Origin of the sequence: Komagataeibacter diospyri (assembly GCF_043995075.1) — a bacterium.
GTDB lineage: Bacteria > Pseudomonadota > Alphaproteobacteria > Acetobacterales > Acetobacteraceae > Komagataeibacter > Komagataeibacter diospyri.
In genome coordinates this window covers 3,131,191-3,149,815 of the sequence record NZ_CP171836.1, presented here as the reverse complement: position 1 = coordinate 3,149,815, position 18,625 = coordinate 3,131,191, and the positions used below count along the sequence as shown (strand labels likewise).

General features: G+C 63.1%; 19 protein-coding genes. 8 read left to right on the top strand and 11 right to left on the bottom strand.

Features of this window, described 5'->3' with window-relative positions; genetic code table 11:
* Positions 1-5: 5 nt before the first annotated feature.
* The 4 genes from acpS to folK all read right to left on the bottom strand — a co-directional run bounded on the left by acpS (position 6) and on the right by folK (position 3,782).
* On the bottom strand, positions 6-419 hold the full coding sequence (gene acpS / locus ACE2AA_RS14675) for a holo-ACP synthase (RefSeq protein WP_141262162.1): 414 nt from the start codon (positions 417-419) through the stop codon (positions 6-8).
* 3 nt (positions 420-422) lie between these two features.
* Positions 423-2,708 carry a bifunctional (p)ppGpp synthetase/guanosine-3',5'-bis(diphosphate) 3'-pyrophosphohydrolase gene (locus ACE2AA_RS14670; RefSeq protein ID WP_141262225.1) on the bottom strand — a complete coding sequence of 762 codons (2,286 nt, stop codon included), beginning with the start codon at positions 2,706-2,708 and terminating at the stop codon, positions 423-425.
* Between the two features lie 60 nt (positions 2,709-2,768).
* On the bottom strand, positions 2,769-3,164 hold the full coding sequence (rpoZ, locus tag ACE2AA_RS14665) for a DNA-directed RNA polymerase subunit omega (RefSeq protein ID WP_141262161.1): 396 nt from the start codon (positions 3,162-3,164) through the stop codon (positions 2,769-2,771).
* An 81-nt stretch (positions 3,165-3,245) separates the two neighbouring features.
* Complete coding sequence (folK, locus tag ACE2AA_RS14660) at positions 3,246-3,782, bottom strand: 2-amino-4-hydroxy-6-hydroxymethyldihydropteridine diphosphokinase (protein ID WP_395370280.1); 537 nt, start codon at positions 3,780-3,782, stop codon at positions 3,246-3,248.
* A gap of 194 nt (positions 3,783-3,976) precedes the next feature.
* Between folK and ACE2AA_RS14655 the strand changes: the two genes are divergently transcribed.
* Entirely contained in the window at positions 3,977-4,585 is a 609-nt protein-coding gene (locus tag ACE2AA_RS14655; RefSeq protein WP_141262160.1) for an NYN domain-containing protein, read from the top strand.
* 52 nt (positions 4,586-4,637) lie between these two features.
* Here the strand turns inward: ACE2AA_RS14655 and ACE2AA_RS14650 are convergent, their stop codons facing one another.
* Both ACE2AA_RS14650 and ACE2AA_RS14645 read right to left on the bottom strand, forming a co-directional pair.
* Positions 4,638-6,134 carry a malate:quinone oxidoreductase gene (locus ACE2AA_RS14650; RefSeq protein ID WP_395370277.1) on the bottom strand — a complete coding sequence of 499 codons (1,497 nt, stop codon included), beginning with the start codon at positions 6,132-6,134 and terminating at the stop codon, positions 4,638-4,640.
* 340 nt (positions 6,135-6,474) lie between these two features.
* The gene (locus ACE2AA_RS14645) at positions 6,475-7,428 is read right to left on the bottom strand and encodes a bifunctional enoyl-CoA hydratase/phosphate acetyltransferase (protein ID WP_395372225.1); all 954 of its coding nucleotides are present in this window, start codon (positions 7,426-7,428) and stop codon (positions 6,475-6,477) included.
* A 181-nt stretch (positions 7,429-7,609) separates the two neighbouring features.
* On the opposite strand from ACE2AA_RS14645, the gene ACE2AA_RS14640 reads away from it, so the two are divergent.
* Positions 7,610-8,485 (top strand): NAD(P)-dependent oxidoreductase, encoded by an 876-nt coding sequence (locus ACE2AA_RS14640; protein WP_141262158.1) that lies wholly within the window; start codon positions 7,610-7,612, stop codon positions 8,483-8,485.
* 121 nt (positions 8,486-8,606) lie between these two features.
* Here the strand turns inward: ACE2AA_RS14640 and ACE2AA_RS14635 are convergent, their stop codons facing one another.
* Positions 8,607-9,461, bottom strand: coding sequence for a squalene/phytoene synthase family protein (locus tag ACE2AA_RS14635; protein ID WP_141262157.1), 855 nt, complete (start codon positions 9,459-9,461; stop codon positions 8,607-8,609).
* A 129-nt stretch (positions 9,462-9,590) separates the two neighbouring features.
* Here ACE2AA_RS14635 and ACE2AA_RS14630 point away from each other — a divergent pair, with 129 nt between their 5' ends.
* A complete protein-coding gene (locus ACE2AA_RS14630) occupies positions 9,591-10,199 on the top strand; it encodes a superoxide dismutase (RefSeq protein WP_141262156.1) in 609 nt (202 codons plus the stop codon).
* A 77-nt stretch (positions 10,200-10,276) separates the two neighbouring features.
* On the opposite strand, the gene ACE2AA_RS14625 is transcribed toward ACE2AA_RS14630, so the two are convergent.
* Together ACE2AA_RS14625 and yajC are read right to left on the bottom strand one after the other, a co-directional pair.
* Positions 10,277-11,710 (bottom strand): sugar porter family MFS transporter, encoded by a 1,434-nt coding sequence (locus tag ACE2AA_RS14625; RefSeq protein WP_193557714.1) that lies wholly within the window; start codon positions 11,708-11,710, stop codon positions 10,277-10,279.
* An 85-nt stretch (positions 11,711-11,795) separates the two neighbouring features.
* A complete protein-coding gene (yajC, locus tag ACE2AA_RS14620; RefSeq protein ID WP_141262154.1) occupies positions 11,796-12,185 on the bottom strand; it encodes a preprotein translocase subunit YajC in 390 nt (129 codons plus the stop codon).
* A 172-nt stretch (positions 12,186-12,357) separates the two neighbouring features.
* Here yajC and ACE2AA_RS14615 point away from each other — a divergent pair, with 172 nt between their 5' ends.
* The 4 genes from ACE2AA_RS14615 to mutT all read left to right on the top strand — a co-directional run bounded on the left by ACE2AA_RS14615 (position 12,358) and on the right by mutT (position 15,630).
* Complete coding sequence (locus ACE2AA_RS14615; RefSeq protein ID WP_141302327.1) at positions 12,358-13,230, top strand: ATP-binding protein; 873 nt, start codon at positions 12,358-12,360, stop codon at positions 13,228-13,230.
* Positions 13,231-13,317: 87 nt separating this feature from the next.
* Positions 13,318-13,524, top strand: coding sequence for a hypothetical protein (locus tag ACE2AA_RS14610; protein WP_162515748.1), 207 nt, complete (start codon positions 13,318-13,320; stop codon positions 13,522-13,524).
* Positions 13,502-14,623, top strand: a complete 1,122-nt coding sequence (locus tag ACE2AA_RS14605) for a Rieske 2Fe-2S domain-containing protein (RefSeq protein WP_395370274.1) — start codon at positions 13,502-13,504, stop codon at positions 14,621-14,623. Before ACE2AA_RS14610 ends, ACE2AA_RS14605 begins: the two co-directional genes overlap by 23 nt.
* Positions 14,620-15,630, top strand: coding sequence for an 8-oxo-dGTP diphosphatase MutT (mutT, locus tag ACE2AA_RS14600; RefSeq protein ID WP_141262152.1), 1,011 nt, complete (start codon positions 14,620-14,622; stop codon positions 15,628-15,630). The genes ACE2AA_RS14605 and mutT overlap by 4 nt, the downstream gene beginning before the upstream one ends.
* 153 nt (positions 15,631-15,783) lie before the next feature.
* On the opposite strand, the gene ACE2AA_RS14595 is transcribed toward mutT, so the two are convergent.
* Positions 15,784-16,701 (bottom strand): SMP-30/gluconolactonase/LRE family protein, encoded by a 918-nt coding sequence (locus ACE2AA_RS14595; protein WP_395372224.1) that lies wholly within the window; start codon positions 16,699-16,701, stop codon positions 15,784-15,786.
* 97 nt (positions 16,702-16,798) lie between these two features.
* Here ACE2AA_RS14595 and ACE2AA_RS14590 point away from each other — a divergent pair, with 97 nt between their 5' ends.
* Complete coding sequence (locus ACE2AA_RS14590) at positions 16,799-17,557, top strand: competence/damage-inducible protein A (protein WP_395370272.1); 759 nt, start codon at positions 16,799-16,801, stop codon at positions 17,555-17,557.
* 110 nt (positions 17,558-17,667) lie between these two features.
* Here ACE2AA_RS14590 and ACE2AA_RS14585 read toward each other — a convergent pair whose 3' ends face one another.
* On the bottom strand, positions 17,668-18,624 hold the full coding sequence (locus ACE2AA_RS14585) for an acetyl-CoA carboxylase carboxyltransferase subunit alpha (RefSeq protein ID WP_141262150.1): 957 nt from the start codon (positions 18,622-18,624) through the stop codon (positions 17,668-17,670).
* Between the last annotated feature and the right edge of the window lies 1 nt (position 18,625).

Sequence of the window (18,625 nt, the reverse complement as noted above, 5' to 3'; positions counted from 1 at the left end):
GGTGATCAGGGTCCGCTGGCCTTTTCCGCCATGATCATGACCTGTGCGAAGGCATAGGGGTGTTCATCGGTCATGGTCAGGAAAACCCGCGCCACATACCCATCAGGCACCAGCACGTCCAGACGCGCCAGCGCCCCGCCCGTCAGCCGCATGACCGGCTGGCCGGTCGGCAGGTTTTCAACCCCCATGTCACGATGGAACACACCTTGCGCGAAACCGGTGCCCAGCGCCTTGGCGCAGGCTTCCTTTGCCGCCCACCGCTTGGCGTAGGTTCCCAGCCGCGCCGTTCCCTGCCTGCGACCGGCTGCGGCGCGTTCGGTTACGGTAAAGACCCGCTGCTCGAACCGCGCGCCATGCTGCGCAAGGACGGTTTCGATCCGCCTTGCGTCACACAGGTCCGACCCGATACCGATCAGCATGACCTACCCCCTGGCCCGTTCAACCTGCACCACGCCACGCGCCGCGCGCAGCGCCACCATGATGGCGGTCAGGTGGCGGAGATCCCGGACCTCGATATCGGCAAGGATTTCCATGAATTCAAGCTGGCGGTTGACGATACGCAGGTTGACCAGCACGCCTTCATGCTTGGCGGCGATATTGGTCAGCGTCGCCAGCATGGCCGGTTCATTGGCCGTCACCACACTCAGCCGCCCGGTGTAATGCCCGGTGGCGTTGCGCGCGATCAGGTCGTAATCCCAGTCAAGGTCCATGAACCGTTCAGGAGTCGCGGCAAAGGTTTCCAGCGTCTGGCATCCCAGCGTGTGGACCGTAATCCCCTTGCCGGTGGACACGATACCCACGATCCGGTCACCGGGCAGCGGATGGCAGCACCCGGCGAAATGCACCGCCATGCCAGCGCCCACCCCCGCCAGCGCCATGCCCGCCGCAGGCTTGCGCCGCCCCGCGGCCCCACCGGGCGCGCCCGTGGGCGCGCGCATGGACAGCCCCGGCACCATGCGCGGCGCACGCGGCGCACGCCGCAGTTCGGGATAGGCAAGCTGCACGACCTCACGCGCGGACTGGTTGCCATTGCCCACCGCCACATACAGGTCGGGCACCGATTGCAGGCGCAGGTCCCTGAGCAGGCTGTCCAGCACCTTTTCCGATCCATCCACGCCTTCCTGCCGGAAGGCCTTGGCCAGCGCCACGCGGCCACTTTCCAGATGGGCCTCGCGCTGCTGCAGCGCCACATGGCGGCGAATACGCGCGCGTGCCTTGCCCGTGACGACAAAGCGTTCCCATGACGGCGAGGGCGTGCCCCCGCGCGCGGTCATGATCTCGACCTGATCCCCATTCTGCAATTCATGGCGCAACGGCATGAGACGGCCATTGATGCGCGCGCCAACGCAGCTGTCGCCCACCTGGCTGTGCACGGCATAGGCGAAATCGACCGGCGTCGCCCCACGTGGCAGCGAAATCAGCTGCCCCTTGGGCGTAAAGCAGAAAACCTGATCCTGATAGAGTTCAAGCTTGGTGTTCTCAAGAAACTCATCGGGAGCTGCCGAGTCCTCAAGGATATCGAGCAGGTCCTGCACCCAGCGCAGGCCGGAGACGACGCCCTTCGTCTCCTTGCCCGTCGCGGCATCGGGCAGCTGTTTGTACAGCCAGTGCGACGCAACACCGTTTTCGGCGACGTCGTGCATTTCCGGCGTGCGGATCTGGACCTCGATCTTCTGGTTGCGCGGATGGCGCAGGGTCACACCGGTATGCAGGCTCTGGTAACCGTTGGCCTTGGGGGTGGAGATATAGTCCTTGAACCGCCCGGCAATGACCGGATAGGCCGCATGCACCGCGCCAAGGGCCACGTAACAGGCTTCCCGCGTCGGCACCATGATACGGAATGCCATGATGTCGGACAGCTGTTCAAACGCGACATTGCGCCGCTGCATCTTTTCCCAGATGGAATAGGGCGTCTTTTCACGCCCCGTCACTTCCACGCCCTCAAGTCCGGCCTGCGCGCACAGGGCCTGAAGTTCGCGACGGATTTCCTCGATTACATCAGCACCCTGCCCGCGCAGGTAATTCAGGCGCGCGCGGATGGTCGCCATCGCTTCCGGCTCAAGCGCCGCGAACGACAGGTTCTGCAGTTCCACCTTCACCTTGTCCATGCCGATACGGCCGGCAAGGGGGGCGTAGATTTCCATAGTCTCGCGCGCGATGCGCTGGCGTCGGTCCAGACGCTGGACATAATGCAGCGTGCGCATGTTGTGCAGGCGATCGGCCAGCTTGACCAGCAGCACACGGATGTCGCGCGACATGGCCAGCACCAGCTTGCGGAAGTTTTCCGCCTGCTTGGTACGGTCCGACTGCAGTTCCAGCCGTGTCAGCTTGGTGACGCCATCCACCAGTTCGGCAACGGTGTTGCCGAATTCGCTGCGCAACTGCTGCTGGGTGACACCCGTATCCTCGATCGTATCATGCAGCAGCGCCGTGATGATCGAGGCGGTATCAAGGTGAAAGCCCGCCAGTATGTTGGCGACAGCCAGCGGATGGGTAATGTAGGGATCACCGTTGTCGCGCGCCTGCCCTGCATGGGCGGCCAGCGCCACATCAAATGCGCGGCGGATCAGGTCCGTATCGGCGCCGGGATCATACGCCAGAACGCGACGGATCAGGCCATCGCATGAAACCACGCGTTCCCCTTCCCCCCGCGTGGCGGGAAGGGCGGCAGCGCCTGCCGTCACTCCGCCCGTGACAGGCACGGGCATGGAGGAAGATGTCGTTTCCGATCTGACCGGGTCAGTCACCTTCCACCCCTTCGTCAGATGTTACCGACCCCGTCCACTCAGGGCCGCCTCGACCGAGGCCTCAAGTTCTTCAGCCGACATGCCGCTGCTGGAATTGCGTGCCTCTTCCTCGGCCGAGACATCCTGCAGGCCGAAGATGTTCTGTTCGGTCGGGATCAGGTCGACCACTTCCTCATCGGCAGGCTCGGGTTCCGGCGCGCGGGCCAGCGAGCGGATGAGGTCGCTGCGGATCTGGTCCAGACCCACGGTCTGGTCCGCGATCTCACGCAGGGCAACAACGGGGTTCTTGTCGTTGTCGCGGTCAATCGTCATTTCCTCGCCGCGCGACAGGGCGCGTGCACGCTGGGCCGCCAGCAGCACCAGTTCAAAACGATTGGGAACCCGCTCAACGCAGTCCTCGACAGTGACGCGTGCCATCAGGCCTGAACTCCGGTTATTAATTGGTTGTGTTGATCAGAATTTACCTTACTACCCCCACCCCTGTCCTGATGCAAGCATTCACTCGGCGCGCGCGGGCATGACCGTGATCTCCTGCCCCGCGATACCGGGCAGGAAAGTATCGATCCCCCGCCCCGTCACCGGGTCGCGCCAATCCGGCATGACATCACGCAGCGGCAGCAGCACGAAGGCTCGCCCGGTCGCGCGTGGGTGTGGCACGACGGGATCGGGGCTGGCGCGCACAAGGCCGCCCATGGTGATGATGTCAAGGTCAAGCGGGCGGGCGGCATTGGCCACCGTGCGCCTGCGTCCGGCCGCAGCCTCGATTTCATGCAGGCGCGCCAGCAGCCATGCCGGGCCTACCTGCCCCGACAGCCGCACGACTCCGTTTACATAAGGCGGCTGGCCCGAAGGGGGCACCGGCGCGCTTTCATACCAGCGCGAAACCGCCACCACCGACAGGCCGGGCAGGCATGCAAGCTGGCCCACCGCCCAGAGGCAGGTCTCAGCCGCAGTTTCACCACTTTCACGTGGCAGGTTGGCACCCACAGCAATTGTTATATCGCCAGAACTGGAGGCAGATTGCAGCATTGTCATGTGAAAACAGTGTCCCGGACGGTTGCTGTCGGTTAGTAATCCCCGCATAGGGAACTTCCGGAATGGATCCAGCTTCTATGTATGCAGGGTTCATTTCTGCCAGACAACTTTCACTGCGCGGCAGAATACATGCAACGCAAATTTTAACACGGCTGTGACGTATTCACTTTTTTTGTTTCAGGGACAGACCATAAATGTTTTTTCAATCTCAGGAGCGGCTTTGTCTTTTTATAGACGGCACCAGTCTGTACTCCGCATCCCGCAATCTTGGATTTGAGGTCGATTACCGCAAGCTGCTGCAGTTTTTCCGTTCCAAGTCGAATGTACTGCGTGCCTATTATTATTCCGCCGTCCTGGACACCGAGGAATATTCACCCCTCAAACCGCTGACCGACTGGCTTGTCTATAACGGCTACTCACTCGTCACAAAGAACGCGCGTGAGTTCATCGACCATAACGGCCGCCGCCGCGTGCGGGGCAACATGGATGTGGAACTGGCGGTGGACATGATGGAAATGGCCCCGCACATAGATCATGCCGTCCTGTTCAGCGGGGATTCGGATTTCCGTCGCCTGCTGGAATCCATGCAGCGTCAGGGCGTGCGCACCACCGTGGTCGGGTCGATCAAGACTTCGCCGCCACTGATTGGCGACGAACTGCGCCGTCAGGCGGACCAGTTCATTGAACTGGCGGATATCGCGACCCACTTCATGCGCCGCCATATCGAAAACCGCCCCCCCCGCAATGCCGTCCCCCCGGTACGCCATCCCGCTGACCAGATGAGCGAACACGACGAGGACTGAGACAGACCGCACCCCGCCCGCCACAGACTGCCGGGCGGGGTTTTTCGTGGGATCAGCCGTCCAGTTGCAATGCCGTGCGCGTACGTTCGCGCACCTGCGCGCACAGGGCCGCGTCCTGCCCCAGCTTGGTGCCATAGGACGGGATCATTTCACGCAGGCGGGATTCCCACTGCGGCAGGCGATCGCCAAAGCAGCGCTGCAGCACCGTCAGCATGATTGGCGCCGCCGTGGATGCGCCCGGTGATGCCCCCAGCAGGCCCGCGATCGACCCGCCAGCCCCGGTCACCACTTCGGTGCCGAACTGCAGCACGCCGCCACGCCTGGCATCCTTCTTGATCACCTGCACGCGCTGGCCTGCGGTAATCAGTTCCCAGTCCTCCTTGCGTGCGGTGGGGACGAAGTCACGCAGCGCCTTCAGGCGATCCTCGCTGGACTGCATGACCTGCTGGATCAGGTATTTTGTCAGCGGCATGTTGTCGCGCGCCACCGCCATCATCGCCCCGATATTGTCCATACGGATGGAGCGCGGCAGGTCCAGCCACGACCCCTGCTTGAGGAACTTGGTCGAAAACCCGGCATACGGACCGAACAGCAGGCCACGCTGCCCGTCAATCACGCGCGTATCCAGATGCGGCACCGACATGGGCGGCGCGCCGACCGATGCCTTGCCATATACCTTGGCATGATGCTGCTGGACCACATCGGGGTTGGTGCAGCGCAGGAACTGGCCGCTGACCGGGAAACCGCCAATGCCACGGGCTTCGGGTATGCCGCTTTTCTGCAACAGGTGCAGCGCGCCGCCGCCTGCGCCGATGAACACGAATTTCGCGCGCACCTTGCGCTCGCCCCCGCCATGCACGGCACGAACGGAAACATCCCACCCGTTGCTGCCTGCGGGCTTGAGGTCTTCCACTTCATGCGCGAGGTTGAGATCAAAGCCCGGCTTGCCCCGCAGCAGGTCGATCAGACGATGGGTCAGCGCGCCGAAATTCACGTCCGTGCCCGCCGGGTGCCAGGTGGCGGCCAGCTGCTGGCCGGACTTGCGGTCCTGCATGACCAGCGGCATCCACTGGCGCATCTGCCCTTCATCGGTTGACAGCGACATGCCGGCAAACAGCGGGTGTTCCTGCAGCGCCGCATGCCGCCTGCGCAGGAAATCCACGTTTTCAGGCCCCCAGACGAAGCTCATATGCGGGATGGGATTAAGGAAGTCGCGTGGTGAGGCGATCTGTCCCGTTTCCACCAGATAGGACCAGAACTGGCGTGAAACCTGAAACGCCTCGTTAACGTTCACGGCCTTGGAAATATCCACCGTCCCGTCAGGGCGCAGCGGCGTGTAATTCAGTTCGCACAGGGCGGAATGGCCGGTGCCGGCATTGTTCCAGCCATTGGAACTTTCCAGCGCCACGTCATCCAGCCGCCCGAACAGGGCAATGGACAGGCCCGGCTCAAGCTGGCGCAGCAGCGCGCCCAGCGTTGCACTCATGATTCCGCCGCCAATCAGGACCACATCATAGGTGGAAGCGGCAGAGGAGGGATTCGAGGTCATGGCATTCTCCGGATCGGCATCGGAAACCCGCTGCGTGGCTGTTCATCGGCTGGACCGGGCAGCCACCCGGCGGCGCGGGGAACCCGGCCTGATTGCACGTTCATGTCAGTCACCGGCACACGGGGCATGACCCCACGCCGGGTAGTCGTCAGCCCTTTCCTTGCCACCATGTGCGCCATGGCGGGGCATCATCTCTGCGCGAGGACGGCAACCCGCGCCACCACGCCAGGGACCGGACGCCGCGGTTCACACCGTGCCTGCCGCCGGAAAACGCCACCCGCCAGCATGGACAACATCGCGCGAGCGGGCCGCCCCTCCTTACACGCATCATACGGGACCGTCATCCGCATTGATCCATGCTGGCCGTCGGATTCCCGCCATAACCCTGCTGAATCATGACCGCCGCCACCATGCATGACAGCACGCGCACCGGCACGGGATCGGCGCGACTGGTCAGGATGACGGGCACGCGCATGCCCATGACAATACCCGCCGCCCGCGCCTGACCGATAAAGGTCATCTGCTTGGCAAGGATATTTCCGGCCTCAAGGTCGGGCACCACCAGTATGTCTGCCTGTCCCGCCACGGGGGAGACCACGCCCTTGCAACGCGCGGCCTCGGGGCTGACAGCGTTGTCCAGCGCCAGCGGGCCATCCAGTACCGCGCCTGTAATCTGGCCGCGTTCGGCCATCTTGCACAATATGGCCGCATCCAGCGTGGAGGGCAGGTCGGGATTGACCATCTCCACCGCTGACAGGACCGCAACCTTCGGCCGGGCCATGCCCAGCATGTGGCCAAGGTCGATGCTGTTCTGGACGATATCGCGCCGGGCCTCGAGATCGGGGGCGATGTTCACCGCCCCGTCCGTCACCAGCAGCACGCGCGGGGCCTGTGGCGCATCAAGGACATAGACGTGGCTCATGCGCCGGGTCGTGCGCAGGCCACCTTCATGGTGGCCCAGTTCATGCAGGAAGATGCGCGAATGCAGCGATCCCTTCATCAGGGCAGCAACCGTCCCCTCACGCGCCATGCGCACGCCTTCGCGCGCGGCGTCACCATCGGTGGGCACGTCAACATTGCGGCAACCGGACAGCGTGACGCCTGCATCCTTCGCCATCTGGCCAATCCGGTCGGCAGGGCCGATCAGCACTGGCGTGGCCAGACCCGCATGCGCGACCTCTGATGCCGCCTGCAACGCGGGCACGCTGCAGGGATAAACCACGCCCAGCGCCATGGGCGGACGCCCGGCCAGGGTGCGTGCAAGATCGTTAAAAAAATGCAGGCTGCGCATCATGTCTCCTTCCCGTGGCGGACAGGCCATGCGCACCTGATGCCACAGGACCCTGCCCTCCCCCGCCATCATCTTTGTGCGAGGCATGGCCGCCGCGCGTCATCGGGGCGTGACGCCATGCATGCCATCGCCCACCTTATGCACCGGCCCACGGGCCATCACGAAACAAGCAAGGAGAACCCGCATGTCCACCGCTCCGCTGATCGGTTTTGTCGGATTTGGGGCCATGGCGTCCCGCATGGGGGCCAATCTGGTCAAGGCTGGCTACCGGATCGTGGCTTACACCCCATCGGGCAAGGGGGGCGACGGCAGCACCCGGTTCCTGCCCACCCCACGCGCGCTGGCGCAGGAAGCCGATATCGTCATTGCCTGCGTGCCGGATGACGACGCACTGGACAAATCCATGAACGGTCCCAACGGCGTACTGGCGGGCATGAAGTCCGGCGGCCTGCTGCTCAACACCAGCACGGTTGCACCCGAAACATCCGTAGCTCTGGCGCAGGTGGGCCACGCGCGTGGCATTACCGTCATTGACGCCCCCGTGGCCGGCAGCACGCCAGAGGCGGAGTCGGGTAACCTTATCGTGCTGGCCGGTGGCACGGCCGCCGATATCAGCCGCGCGCAGGGTATTTTTGACGCCATTGGCCGCCTGACCATCCATGCCGGGCCTGCAGGCAGCGGGTCGAAGCTGAAACTGGTCATCAACGGCATCATGGGCGCGACCCTTGCGATCGTGGCGGAAGGCGTCACTTACGGGCTGGCATCCGGGCTGGACCGGGACATGCTGTTTGACGCGCTGGATGAGGTGCCGGTGATCTCACCCCACCACAAGCGCAAACTGAAGGCGGCGAAGGCTGGCGATTTCAGCCCCCAGTTCCCCGCCCGCCTGATGCAGAAGGACATGCGCCTGCTCATGACCGACGCGGCGCGCCAGACCGCGCCCCTGCCCGCCATGGCCGCTGCAACCCAGAGCCTGTCGCTGACCCGCCGCCGCCACCCGGACGAGGATTATTCCGCCCTGTTCGCCGTCATGGAAAGCATGGTGGCCAATACTCCATAATCCTTTGAAAATTAATAAAAATTTTTGGTGAAGCTTTTTTTCAGGAAGCTTCGAAGAACGCCGCCTTTCTGAAACAGGGCGGCACCCAAAAACTTCTGTTATTTTCGCCTGTGGATTGTCCCTAGACCCGCCCGCGCAGCAGCGCACCCATGACCGCCAGTCGGTCGCCCATGCCACGGGGGGATGCATCCGCATCGTTCCCCACATGCCCGCGCATGTCCCGCAAACCAAGGACAGCAGGCAGTCCCGTGGCAAGGGCCGCGCGTGGCAGGCGCGGTCCCTCACGCACCATGTCCAGCCATTCGCGTCCCTGCTGGCGCAACCCGTCGCGCAGGGTGGCGATCTGGGTGGGCGTGGCCTGCCCGGTGCGCAGGCCGTCGCGTGTCAGGCCAACCGCCGCCAGTGCATCCTCGGGTAACGGGCATCGCCCCGCGCGCAGCACGACAGGCAGGTAACGCACCAGTGCGCCCGCACCATAAATCCCGCCCATAAGGCGTATGCGCGCCAGCAGTGTGGGGTCGGTAAAGCCCGCCGCCTGCGCCATGGCGACCTGCACGCCACCCGCGCCATCCAGCATGGACGCCTGCCATGCCGCCCCGTCGGGCAGGCCATCGAGTTCACATTCGCGTGCCATGATGATGCCCTCCAGCGTCTCGCGCCGCACCATGCCGCGCCCCAGCAGCTCCAGCAGCGCCACCGCCGTATCGTGGCGCTGCGCATTGCCGCTTTCCAGCACGTCGCGCCACCACTGCAGCCGGATCAGCCCCGCCATCGGGCCTGCAACCGCCCATGACGCGGGTGTCGCCACCGCCCGCGTACATTCATGGTTGAAGGCGATCAGCACCATCGCCGCCATGCGCGCGGCGGGGGGGACGAACAGCGCACAGAAAAAGCGGTCAGGGTCGATACGACGCGCCTCATGCAGGAATGAGGCCCCTGTGCCCGCCGGCTGGCATGCATCCATCTGCCCCGTCATGGCGTTTGGTCCGGAAGGCGTGGCGCGGGGGTGTTCATGTGACCGTCACTTGACGCACCCGCTCCGCACCCATAGCAATCTTGGTATGGCGGCTTCATGCCGCTCCTTGCAATTCCCAGGAGAATGTTCATGGCTTTCGAATTGCCGTCCCTTCCCTTCGCCTACAATGCCCTTGCCAACCGTGGCATGTGCCAGGAAACGCTGGAACTGCATCATGACAAGCACCATCAGGCCTATGTGACGGCGCTGAACGGATTTGTCGAATCCAAGCCGGAACTGCAGGGCAAGTCGCTTGAGGAAATCATCCTCATGGTCAAGGGCAAGCCTGACCTGGCGCCCGTGTTCAACAATGCGGGACAGCATTGGAACCACATCCTGTTCTGGCAGAACCTTGCCCCCAAGGGCGGCGAGATCCCCTCGTCCCTGTCCAAGAAGCTGGTCGAGGACTTCGGCACCATTGAAAAGTTCAAGGCCGATTTCAAGGCAGCCGCCGCATCGCAGTTCGGCTCGGGCTGGGCATGGCTGGTGCTGGCATCCGACGGCAAGCTGAAGGTGACCAAGACCGCCAACGGCTCCAACCCGCTGGCCGAAGGCCAGGGCAAGGTGCTGCTGGGTCTGGATGTATGGGAACACTCCTACTACCTCGACTTCCGCAACCGCCGTCCCGACTACATCACCAACTACCTGGACAAGCTGGCCAACTACGAGTTCGCCGAGGCGCAGCTTCAGTCCGCCTGATTGCCTGATTTCAGGTAACAGACCGAAAAACCCGGCCTTGCGCCGGGTTTTTTGCGTAACGGGTCACGATGCTTCCTTCACGCCCCCGAATGTGCCCGCCCGCCCAATGCCCGCAGCGGGGTGCCGCGCATCAGTTCCACCTCGATCTGTTCCAGCGTCATGCCACGCGTTTCGGGCACGCGCAGCGCCACCATGACCATGAACACCGCGTTCAGCCCGGCATACCCCCACAGCACCCCGTTCGCACCCACGATTTCCAGCCCGGTCAGGAACGTGGCGCTGACCAGCATGTTGGCGATCCAGTTGGCGCAGGTGGAACACGCCATGCCGAACTCACGCCCGCGCAGCGGCAGGATTTCGGCACAGAGCAGCCAGGTCAGCGGTCCCGCCGCGAATGCGAACGCTGCCACGAACACCAGCATGCACACCCCCATAAGCAGCCGCATACCCGGCATGGGGGGCATGCCATGCGCCACCATGGCCGCCTGCCCTGCCATGGCCAGTGCCATGACGGCAAAACCGCCGATCAGCATGGGCCTGCGTCCGATCCGGTCCACGCAGGTCGTGGCGATACAGGTGGACAGCAGGTTGATGAACCCGATCCCGACCGGTCCCCAGACCTGCACATAATGGCCATACCCCACCAGACCGATGATGTAGGGAGCGTAGTACAGCACTGCGTTGATGCCCGAAAACTGCTGCGCCACCTGCAGTCCCACCGCCAGCCACATGGCCCGGCGGCAGTTCGGGTCCTTCATGAAACTGCCGATCCCGTCACGGCGCGCGGCCAGCCGGGCCATGATGGCGTTGCGTTCGGCCATGACCAGCCGGGGCAGGCCACGCAGTTCGATCAGTACGCGGCGCGCGTCCCGCTCACGCCCCTGCGCCAGCAGCCAGCGCGGGCTGGGCGGCAGGAACAGCACCCCCATCATGAACACCAGCCCCGGAAAGCCCACGACGCCCAGCATCCACCGCCATCCACCGAAATAGGAAAACAGCCCGTCGGACACGAACGCCGCCAGCAATCCGCATGAGATCATGAGCTGATAGCCCAGTATCATCGCGCCCCGGCGCCCGGAATCGGCGATTTCAGCAATATAAAGCGGTGTGGTGAACGTGGTCGCCCCGGTCGCCAGCCCCAGCATCAGCCGGGCCAGCATGAGCGTGCGGTAGGATGTGGATTCGGCACATAACAGGGGACCGATCACGAACAGGCCCGCCGTCAGCACCAGCGTGCGCTTCCGTCCGCAGCGATGCGACAGCCATGCCGCCCCCAGCACGCCAATCGCGGCACCCAGCAGCATGATGCCCACCATGGATTCGCGCTGGAAATCCGACAGGATGAATTCCTGCGAGATCAGGTCCAGCGCACCGGACATGACACCCGTATCCAGCCCGAACAGGATGCCCGACAGCGCCGCAAGACCACCGATCAACCCCGCACGTCCCCGCAGGACCGGCCCATGCCGGATGGTGGGGCCAGTTTCTGCGTTGCCGGGCTGCCTGTGCATCATGCCTGCTCCTGATGTTACAGTAAGCAACGGCACAATGCGGGGGAAGTTCACCCCCGCCTGCAGTCAGGCGGGGAAAAGGGCGTCAGCCGTTCTTTGCGGGCTTGTCCGGGGTGGCATCATTCGCAGGAGTGCCCGCGCTGGTAATGACCGAACCGATGGTGTCACGCAGCACGTTCACGCGCACGCCGGGTGCGATCTCGACCTCGACCTCGTTCGATTCCGCCTGGACTTTCTGCACCACGCCGATGATGCCGCCCGCCGTCAGCACCCGGTCACCCCGACGCAGGCCCGCAAGCTGGTTGCGCAGCTGCTTCTGCTTGACCTGCTGTGGGCGAATCAGCAGGAAATAGAAAATGGCAAACATGGCCACGTACGGCAGCACGGCCATGATGCCGTCGCCACTCAGCAGGCCGCCGCCAGCCGACTGGGCATGGGCGGGAGTGGTCAGCAAATCATTGATAATGGAAGGCATTATGATCTTTCCGGCATAATGAAGGATTGAACGGGTTGCGACTTTGTCATGCGGACCATAGTTTTCGCCTGTTTCCCGTCAAGGCGTTCGCCTGTCCTGTTCGGCCAACGCGCTCCGGATCACCTGGTGGCATACGCTACCGCACACAGTCATGCTGGAATCAGGAACGACGATGGACAGCACTTCCCTCCCCCTTCTCGAACGTATCGCCGCCGCCCTTGAACGGCTGTCACCGCCCGCCCCCTCGCTTGCCGGACTGGATCAGGCGGATGCCTTCATCTGGCATCCCGGCCTTGGCCGCCTGACGGCCGTGCCCCATGTCGCCCATGTGGACATGGCCCTGCTGCAGGGCATCGACCGCCAGCGGCAGATGCTGCTGGACAACACGCTGCATTTTGCAAGCGGCCTGCCGGCCAACAACGCCATGCTGTGGGGCGCGCGCGGCATGGGCAAGTCATCGCTGGTCAAGGCGGCCCACGCGCAGGCAAATCTGGTTGATGGCAGGCCCGCGGCGCCGGGCAAGGGGCGACTGGTACTGGTTGAAATCCAGCGCGAGGACCTGTCCACCCTGCCTGACCTGCTGGCGCTGCTGCGTGAAAGCCCGCGCCGCTTCATCGTCTTCTGCGATGACCTGTCGTTCGAGCGTGAGGACGCGGATTACAAGGCCCTGAAATCGGTGCTGGATGGCGGGATCGCCGGGCGACCACAGAACGTGCTGTTCTACGCCACGTCCAACCGCCGCCACCTGATGCCGCGTGAAATGATCGAGAACGAAAGTTCAACGGCCATCAACACGGCCGAAGCAACGGAGGAAAAGGTCTCGCTGTCCGACCGTTTCGGCCTGTGGATCGGTTTTCACAACTGCGCGCAGGATACCTTCATGGACATGGTCCGCGCCTATGCCAGGGAACGCAGCCTGCCGATCACGGATGCGGACCTGACCCGGCGGGCCAATGCGTGGTCGCTATCGCGCGGTGGCCGGTCGGGACGTGTGGCGTTCCAGTTCATTGAAGACCTGAGCGCGGAACTTTCGGCCCGAGCATGATCCATAACATGGATTGATCCATATCCAGCCTGCCATGGTGGCGTTACCATCAACATCCATGGCAGCAGCGAGGGAAACCGTCGGGGCATGGCGCCACAATACATTACAAAACATTATGGCGCTGAACCATTTGCCCTGAGAGTAAAAAACATTCTTAATATCGCCATGGCGGCACGATACGGTCGAACATGCATCACCTTCCGGCATGTGACCGGCATCCTGTTCCATGGCACATCCGGCTGCCATGCCCTGTTAACAGTCAAGAGAGACAATGGATCAGTCGTTATCGCCTGACAGCATGCAGTCCTCCGCCCCGGTCACCGGGCGGGATCTGCGCCGAATTCGTGCCAACCCCGATTTCTGGTACCCCGTCGCCTGGTCGCGGGAGCTGAAGCCAGGCAAAACCATAGGCACCCGCTATGCCGGGCAGCCCATTGCCCTCGTCCGCCCCAGGGAAGGCGGAAGCGTATTCGCGCTGGAAGACCGCTGCGCCCACCGTCAGGTCCCGCTGAGCAAGGGCACGGTCAAGGGCGAATCGGTCCAGTGCTGCTATCACGGCTGGGCCTATGGCCGGTCGGGCCGCTGCATTGACGTGCCGTATCTGGGCAAGGGCAAGCTGCCCAATGGCGTGCGCACCTATCCCGTGCGCGAGGTCGATGGCCTGATCTTTGTCTTCCCCGGCGATCCTGCCAAGGCGGAGACAACACCTTTTCCCCGTCTGGCGGAAGTAGCCAATCCGGCCTACAAGACCCGCCGCTTCGGCCAGCTTGTGCATTGCCACTACAGCTTCATGCACGAGAACCTGATGGACATGAACCACCAGTTCATGCACATGAAGCAGATGGGCCAGATGAAGCCCCGCTTCCTGGGCCAGGAACGTGGCCCCGGACTGGTGGAAGCGCGCTACAGCTTCGCGCGAACCGGCGGCAAGCAGCCGATTGGCGAGGCGCTGATCTTTGGCCAGAAGCGCGACAACAGCGAAAAATTCGCCCATCGCGACGTCATGACCATCCGCACGACCTACCCCTACCAGACGCTTCATATCCAGACGGGTGACAACGCGCCGGTCATGGACCTGTGGATCGCGTACGTGCCACAGGACGAAGCGGAACTGACCAACCGGGTGTTCGGGCTGCTGTCGATCAAGCGGCCGGGCATTCCGGGCATACTGGACCTGGCATGGCCGTTCCTGACCGCGTTTACCGAACGGATTTTCCGTGAAGACCGCGAGATCGTGGAACTGGAACAGAATGCCTGGTACGAACAGGGCGGCGACCGTAACCAGGAAATCTTCCCGGTCATCTGCAACCTGCGCGAACTGCTGGTGGAATGTGGGCTACCGGCCGGGCAGGACGCCCCGCCACCGGTTGCCAGGGGTGCCTCGCCCGCATGAGCGTGCAGGGATTACATGGTTCAGGCACCCTACTGGATGCCGGGGAATACCGCCTGCGTGAAGTCCGCACGTCTGATGCAGCCACCATGCACAGGCTGATCAATGACTGGAGCGTGGTGCGGATGCTCAGCCGCGTTCCATTCCCCTACTCGCTGGCCCTGACTGAAGAGTGGATTGCCGCCACCATCGAACAGTCCCAGCGCGGGGAAGCCTATCATTTCGCCATTACATGCCCCGGGTCCGATCAGCCTGATTCGCTGATCGGATGCATCGGCCTGCGCATCAACAGTGCCGACCGGTCATGTTCGCTGGGGTACTGGGTGGGACGGGCGCACTGGAACCGCAAGGTCGCCAGCACCACGGCGGGCCGACTGGCGCGCTGGGCGCTGGCCAACCTGCCGGTAGACCGCCTGACGGCATCCGCGGCGCACGACAACCATGCCTCCGTTGCGGTGCTGAAGCGGATCGGCTTTCGGGAAAACGGGACGGGATCTCAGGAATTCGTCTCACGCGGGGGGGAATATCCCGTCCGTCTGTTCGAAGCACGCCATGCCGACCTGTCGGGAGAGGCAATGGCCGAAGAAATGGCGCAGGCTGCGGACACGACCCGCAAGGTCGTGCTGGTCGCGGCCGTGGCCCTGGTGGATTCGGATGCCCGCGTGCTGCTGGCCCGCAGGCCCGAAGGCAAGTCCATGGCGGGCCTGTGGGAATTTCCCGGCGGCAAGGTCGAAGCCGGGGAAACACCGGAAGAGGCCCTGATCCGGGAACTGGATGAGGAACTGGGGCTGGACGTTGCACGCTCCTGCCTTGCGCCGTTTACCTTCGTTTCCCATGATTACGGGCATTTTCACCTGCTCATGCCCGTTTATGTCTGCCATCGGTGGAAAAACACTCCCACCGCGCGCGAAGGGCAGACCCTGAAATGGGTGGCAGCCCATGACCTGCGGGATTATCCCATGCCTGATGCCGACCGCCCCCTGATCCCGCTGCTGCAGGATCTGCTGTAAGGGACGGCTTGGAAAAGCCTGCAGATCATAAAAGAAGTTTCTGAAGAAGCTTTTTTCAGAAAGCTTCAAGGAATGCTGCCTTTTAAAAAAGGCAGCACCTAAAAATTTTTATTTATCAACAATCTCTTTTCAAGACTGTCCCTGACGGCGCGATCAGTCCGGCCCCAGCGTCATGCCATGCAGGGCATCGAATTCGGTGGCCGGAAACGCAACAGGTTCCTGCCCCGGCACATCGACACGCAGGCTGAACAGGCTGCCCGCCTGTGGCATCCGTGCCAGACATTCGGGCGGTGTGTTCCTGCGCGCCGTGGTGATATAGGCCGTGCGAAGGTCTGGACCACCAAAGGCAACCTTGGTCACGTTCAGCGCCCCCGGCACGGGAATGGATGGCAGGGCCGTGCCATCGGGCAGAAACCGTGCGATCCGCCCCCCATTCCACACACCGACCCACAACGTGCCCGCGCTATCGACAACCACGCCATCGGGATAGCCGTCACTGACGCGTGCAAATACACGCCGGTTCGACAGGCTGCCATCATCGGCCAGATCGAACACGTAGATGATCCCGGCGGGAGAATGGTTATGGTACAGCTGCCGCCCATCAGGCGAAATACCGGGGCCGTTGGTGACGACATATCCCTCATCATGGCGCCGGACATCCAGCCCACCCGCCCTGCGAATCACGGAATACAGCGCGCCGCTGGGAGTGCTTTCGCCATCATCCATGGTGCCGAACCACAGACGCCCCTTCGAATCGACACAGCCATCATTGATCCGGTTACCCGGCAGGCCGGGTTCGACCGCGACTTCCCTGCGAAATTCCCCACTGGTCGGATTCAGGCTGTACAACCCGTCCTTCAGTCCGCACATCAGCGTGCCATCACTGACCGGGGTCACAAAACCGGGGCGCAACGGTGTAGGCCATGACGCGCGTGCACCACTGCCGGGGTGAAAGCGGTGAATGGCCTGACCGACAATATCGACAAAATAAAGCGCCTGTTCACGTACGGACCATACGGGGCCTTCACCCAGTTCCGCCCGGATGTCCCATACGCACTGCGGTTGTGGCATTACTGCCGTATTCATGGCTTCTCCTTCCGGTAAGGGAACTGTCGTTATAGGGTGGCGGCAAACGGCTTCCATCCGCAACCTGTTGGACACACGCATCATGAACCCCACCGCCTGCCTGCTGGTCATAGGCAACGAGATCCTGTCCGGTCGCACACAGGACGTGAACGTGCAGTATATTGCCCACCGCCTGTCAGAAACCGGCATTACATTGAACGAGGTCCGGATCATACCTGACATCCGCGCCGTCATCGTGCGCAACGTGACCGAAGCCCGCGCCGCCTATGACAATGTCTTTACCACCGGTGGCATCGGCCCGACGCATGACGATATCACCTCCGCCTGCGTCGCGGAATCGTTTGGCGTGCCCTGGGTCCACCATCCCGAGACGTTCCGACTGCTTGAAGCCCATTTCACACCCGCCGATTTCAACGCCGCCCGCCAACGCATGGCCACGATGCCGCAGGGGGCAGTGCCCATCCGCAATTCTGTTTCGGTGGCTCCCGGCTTCACCATGGGCAATGTCCATGTCATGGCGGGCGTGCCGCGCATCATGCGCGCGATGTTTGAGGAAGTGCTGCCCACCCTGCCCCATGGCACGCCGGTCACATCAGAAGCATGGCATGCCAACGGCCTGTATGAAGGCAGTCTGGCCGCGGGCCTGGAAACGATACAGCAACGTTATCCCGACATCGACATCGGGTCCTATCCCTACCGCCTTGATGAAAGCAGCCGGGGCGTGTGTCTGTTATGCAAGGGAACGGACGCAGACGGCGTAAAGGCTGCATCTAGCGCCGTGCGTGACCTGATCAAGCAACTGGGCTTTACCCCGCAGGCGGGTGAGCCGCCGAAAGCCTGAGGCCTGCCATGCCGCGTCCCGCACATCACAACAGGGACGCTTCTGGCAAAGCTTTAAAAAAGCTTCACCAAAAACTTTTATTGCTTTTACAGCCGCACGGTATCAGCAGGTCAGGCGACGGCTTCACGCCCCATGGCGAGGAATTTCTCACGCCGCTGCGCCTTAAGCAGCACAGGGTCCTTGGCCTGCAGTCCCGGCAGTTCGGCGGCAATCGCGTCGCCCACTGCGCGAATCGCAGCAGCCGGTTCACGCTGCGCGCCGCCCAGCGGTTCGGGAATGATCCGGTCGATCAGCCGCAGCTGCAGCAGGTCCTGCGCCGTCAGCTTGAGCGCATCCGCAGCCGTGGATGCCTGCTTGGGATCACGCCACAGGATGGAGGCGCATGCCTCGGGCGAGATCACGGAATAGATGGCATGTTCCAGCATCATCACCCGGTCACCGGCACCCAGCGCCACGGCCCCGCCAGAACCGCCTTCGCCAATGACGGTGGCGATCACCGGCACCGGGACATTCAGGCAGGTTTCGATGGACCGTGCGATGGCTTCCGCCTGCCCGCGTGCTTCCGCATCAATGCCCGGCCATGCGCCAGAGGTATCGATAAAGGTCAGGACCGGCAGACCGAATCGTCCGGCCAGCTTCATCAGCCGCTGCGCCTTGCGATAGCCTTCGGGCCGGGCCATGCCGAAATTGTGCTTGAGCCGCGTTTCGATCTCGGCCCCGCGTTCGGTCCCGATCACCACGACAGGCGTGCCCTTGAACCGGCCAACGCCGCCAATGATGGCCTTGTCATCGCCAAACAGGCGATCGCCGGCCAGCGGCGCGAATTCGGTAATCAGCGCATTGATGTAATCAAGCGTATGCGGGCGCTGGGCATGGCGGGCCACCTGAACCTTCTGCCATGGCGTGAGCTTGGCATAGGCCGTACGCAACTGCCGGTCGGCTTTCTCGCTCAACCGGGTGATCTCTTCGGCGATGTTGATCCCGTCCGGACCGGACATCTTGCGAAGCTCGTCGATCTTGTTCTCAAGTTCGGCGACCGACTTTTCGAAATCTAGAAACTGGCGCATG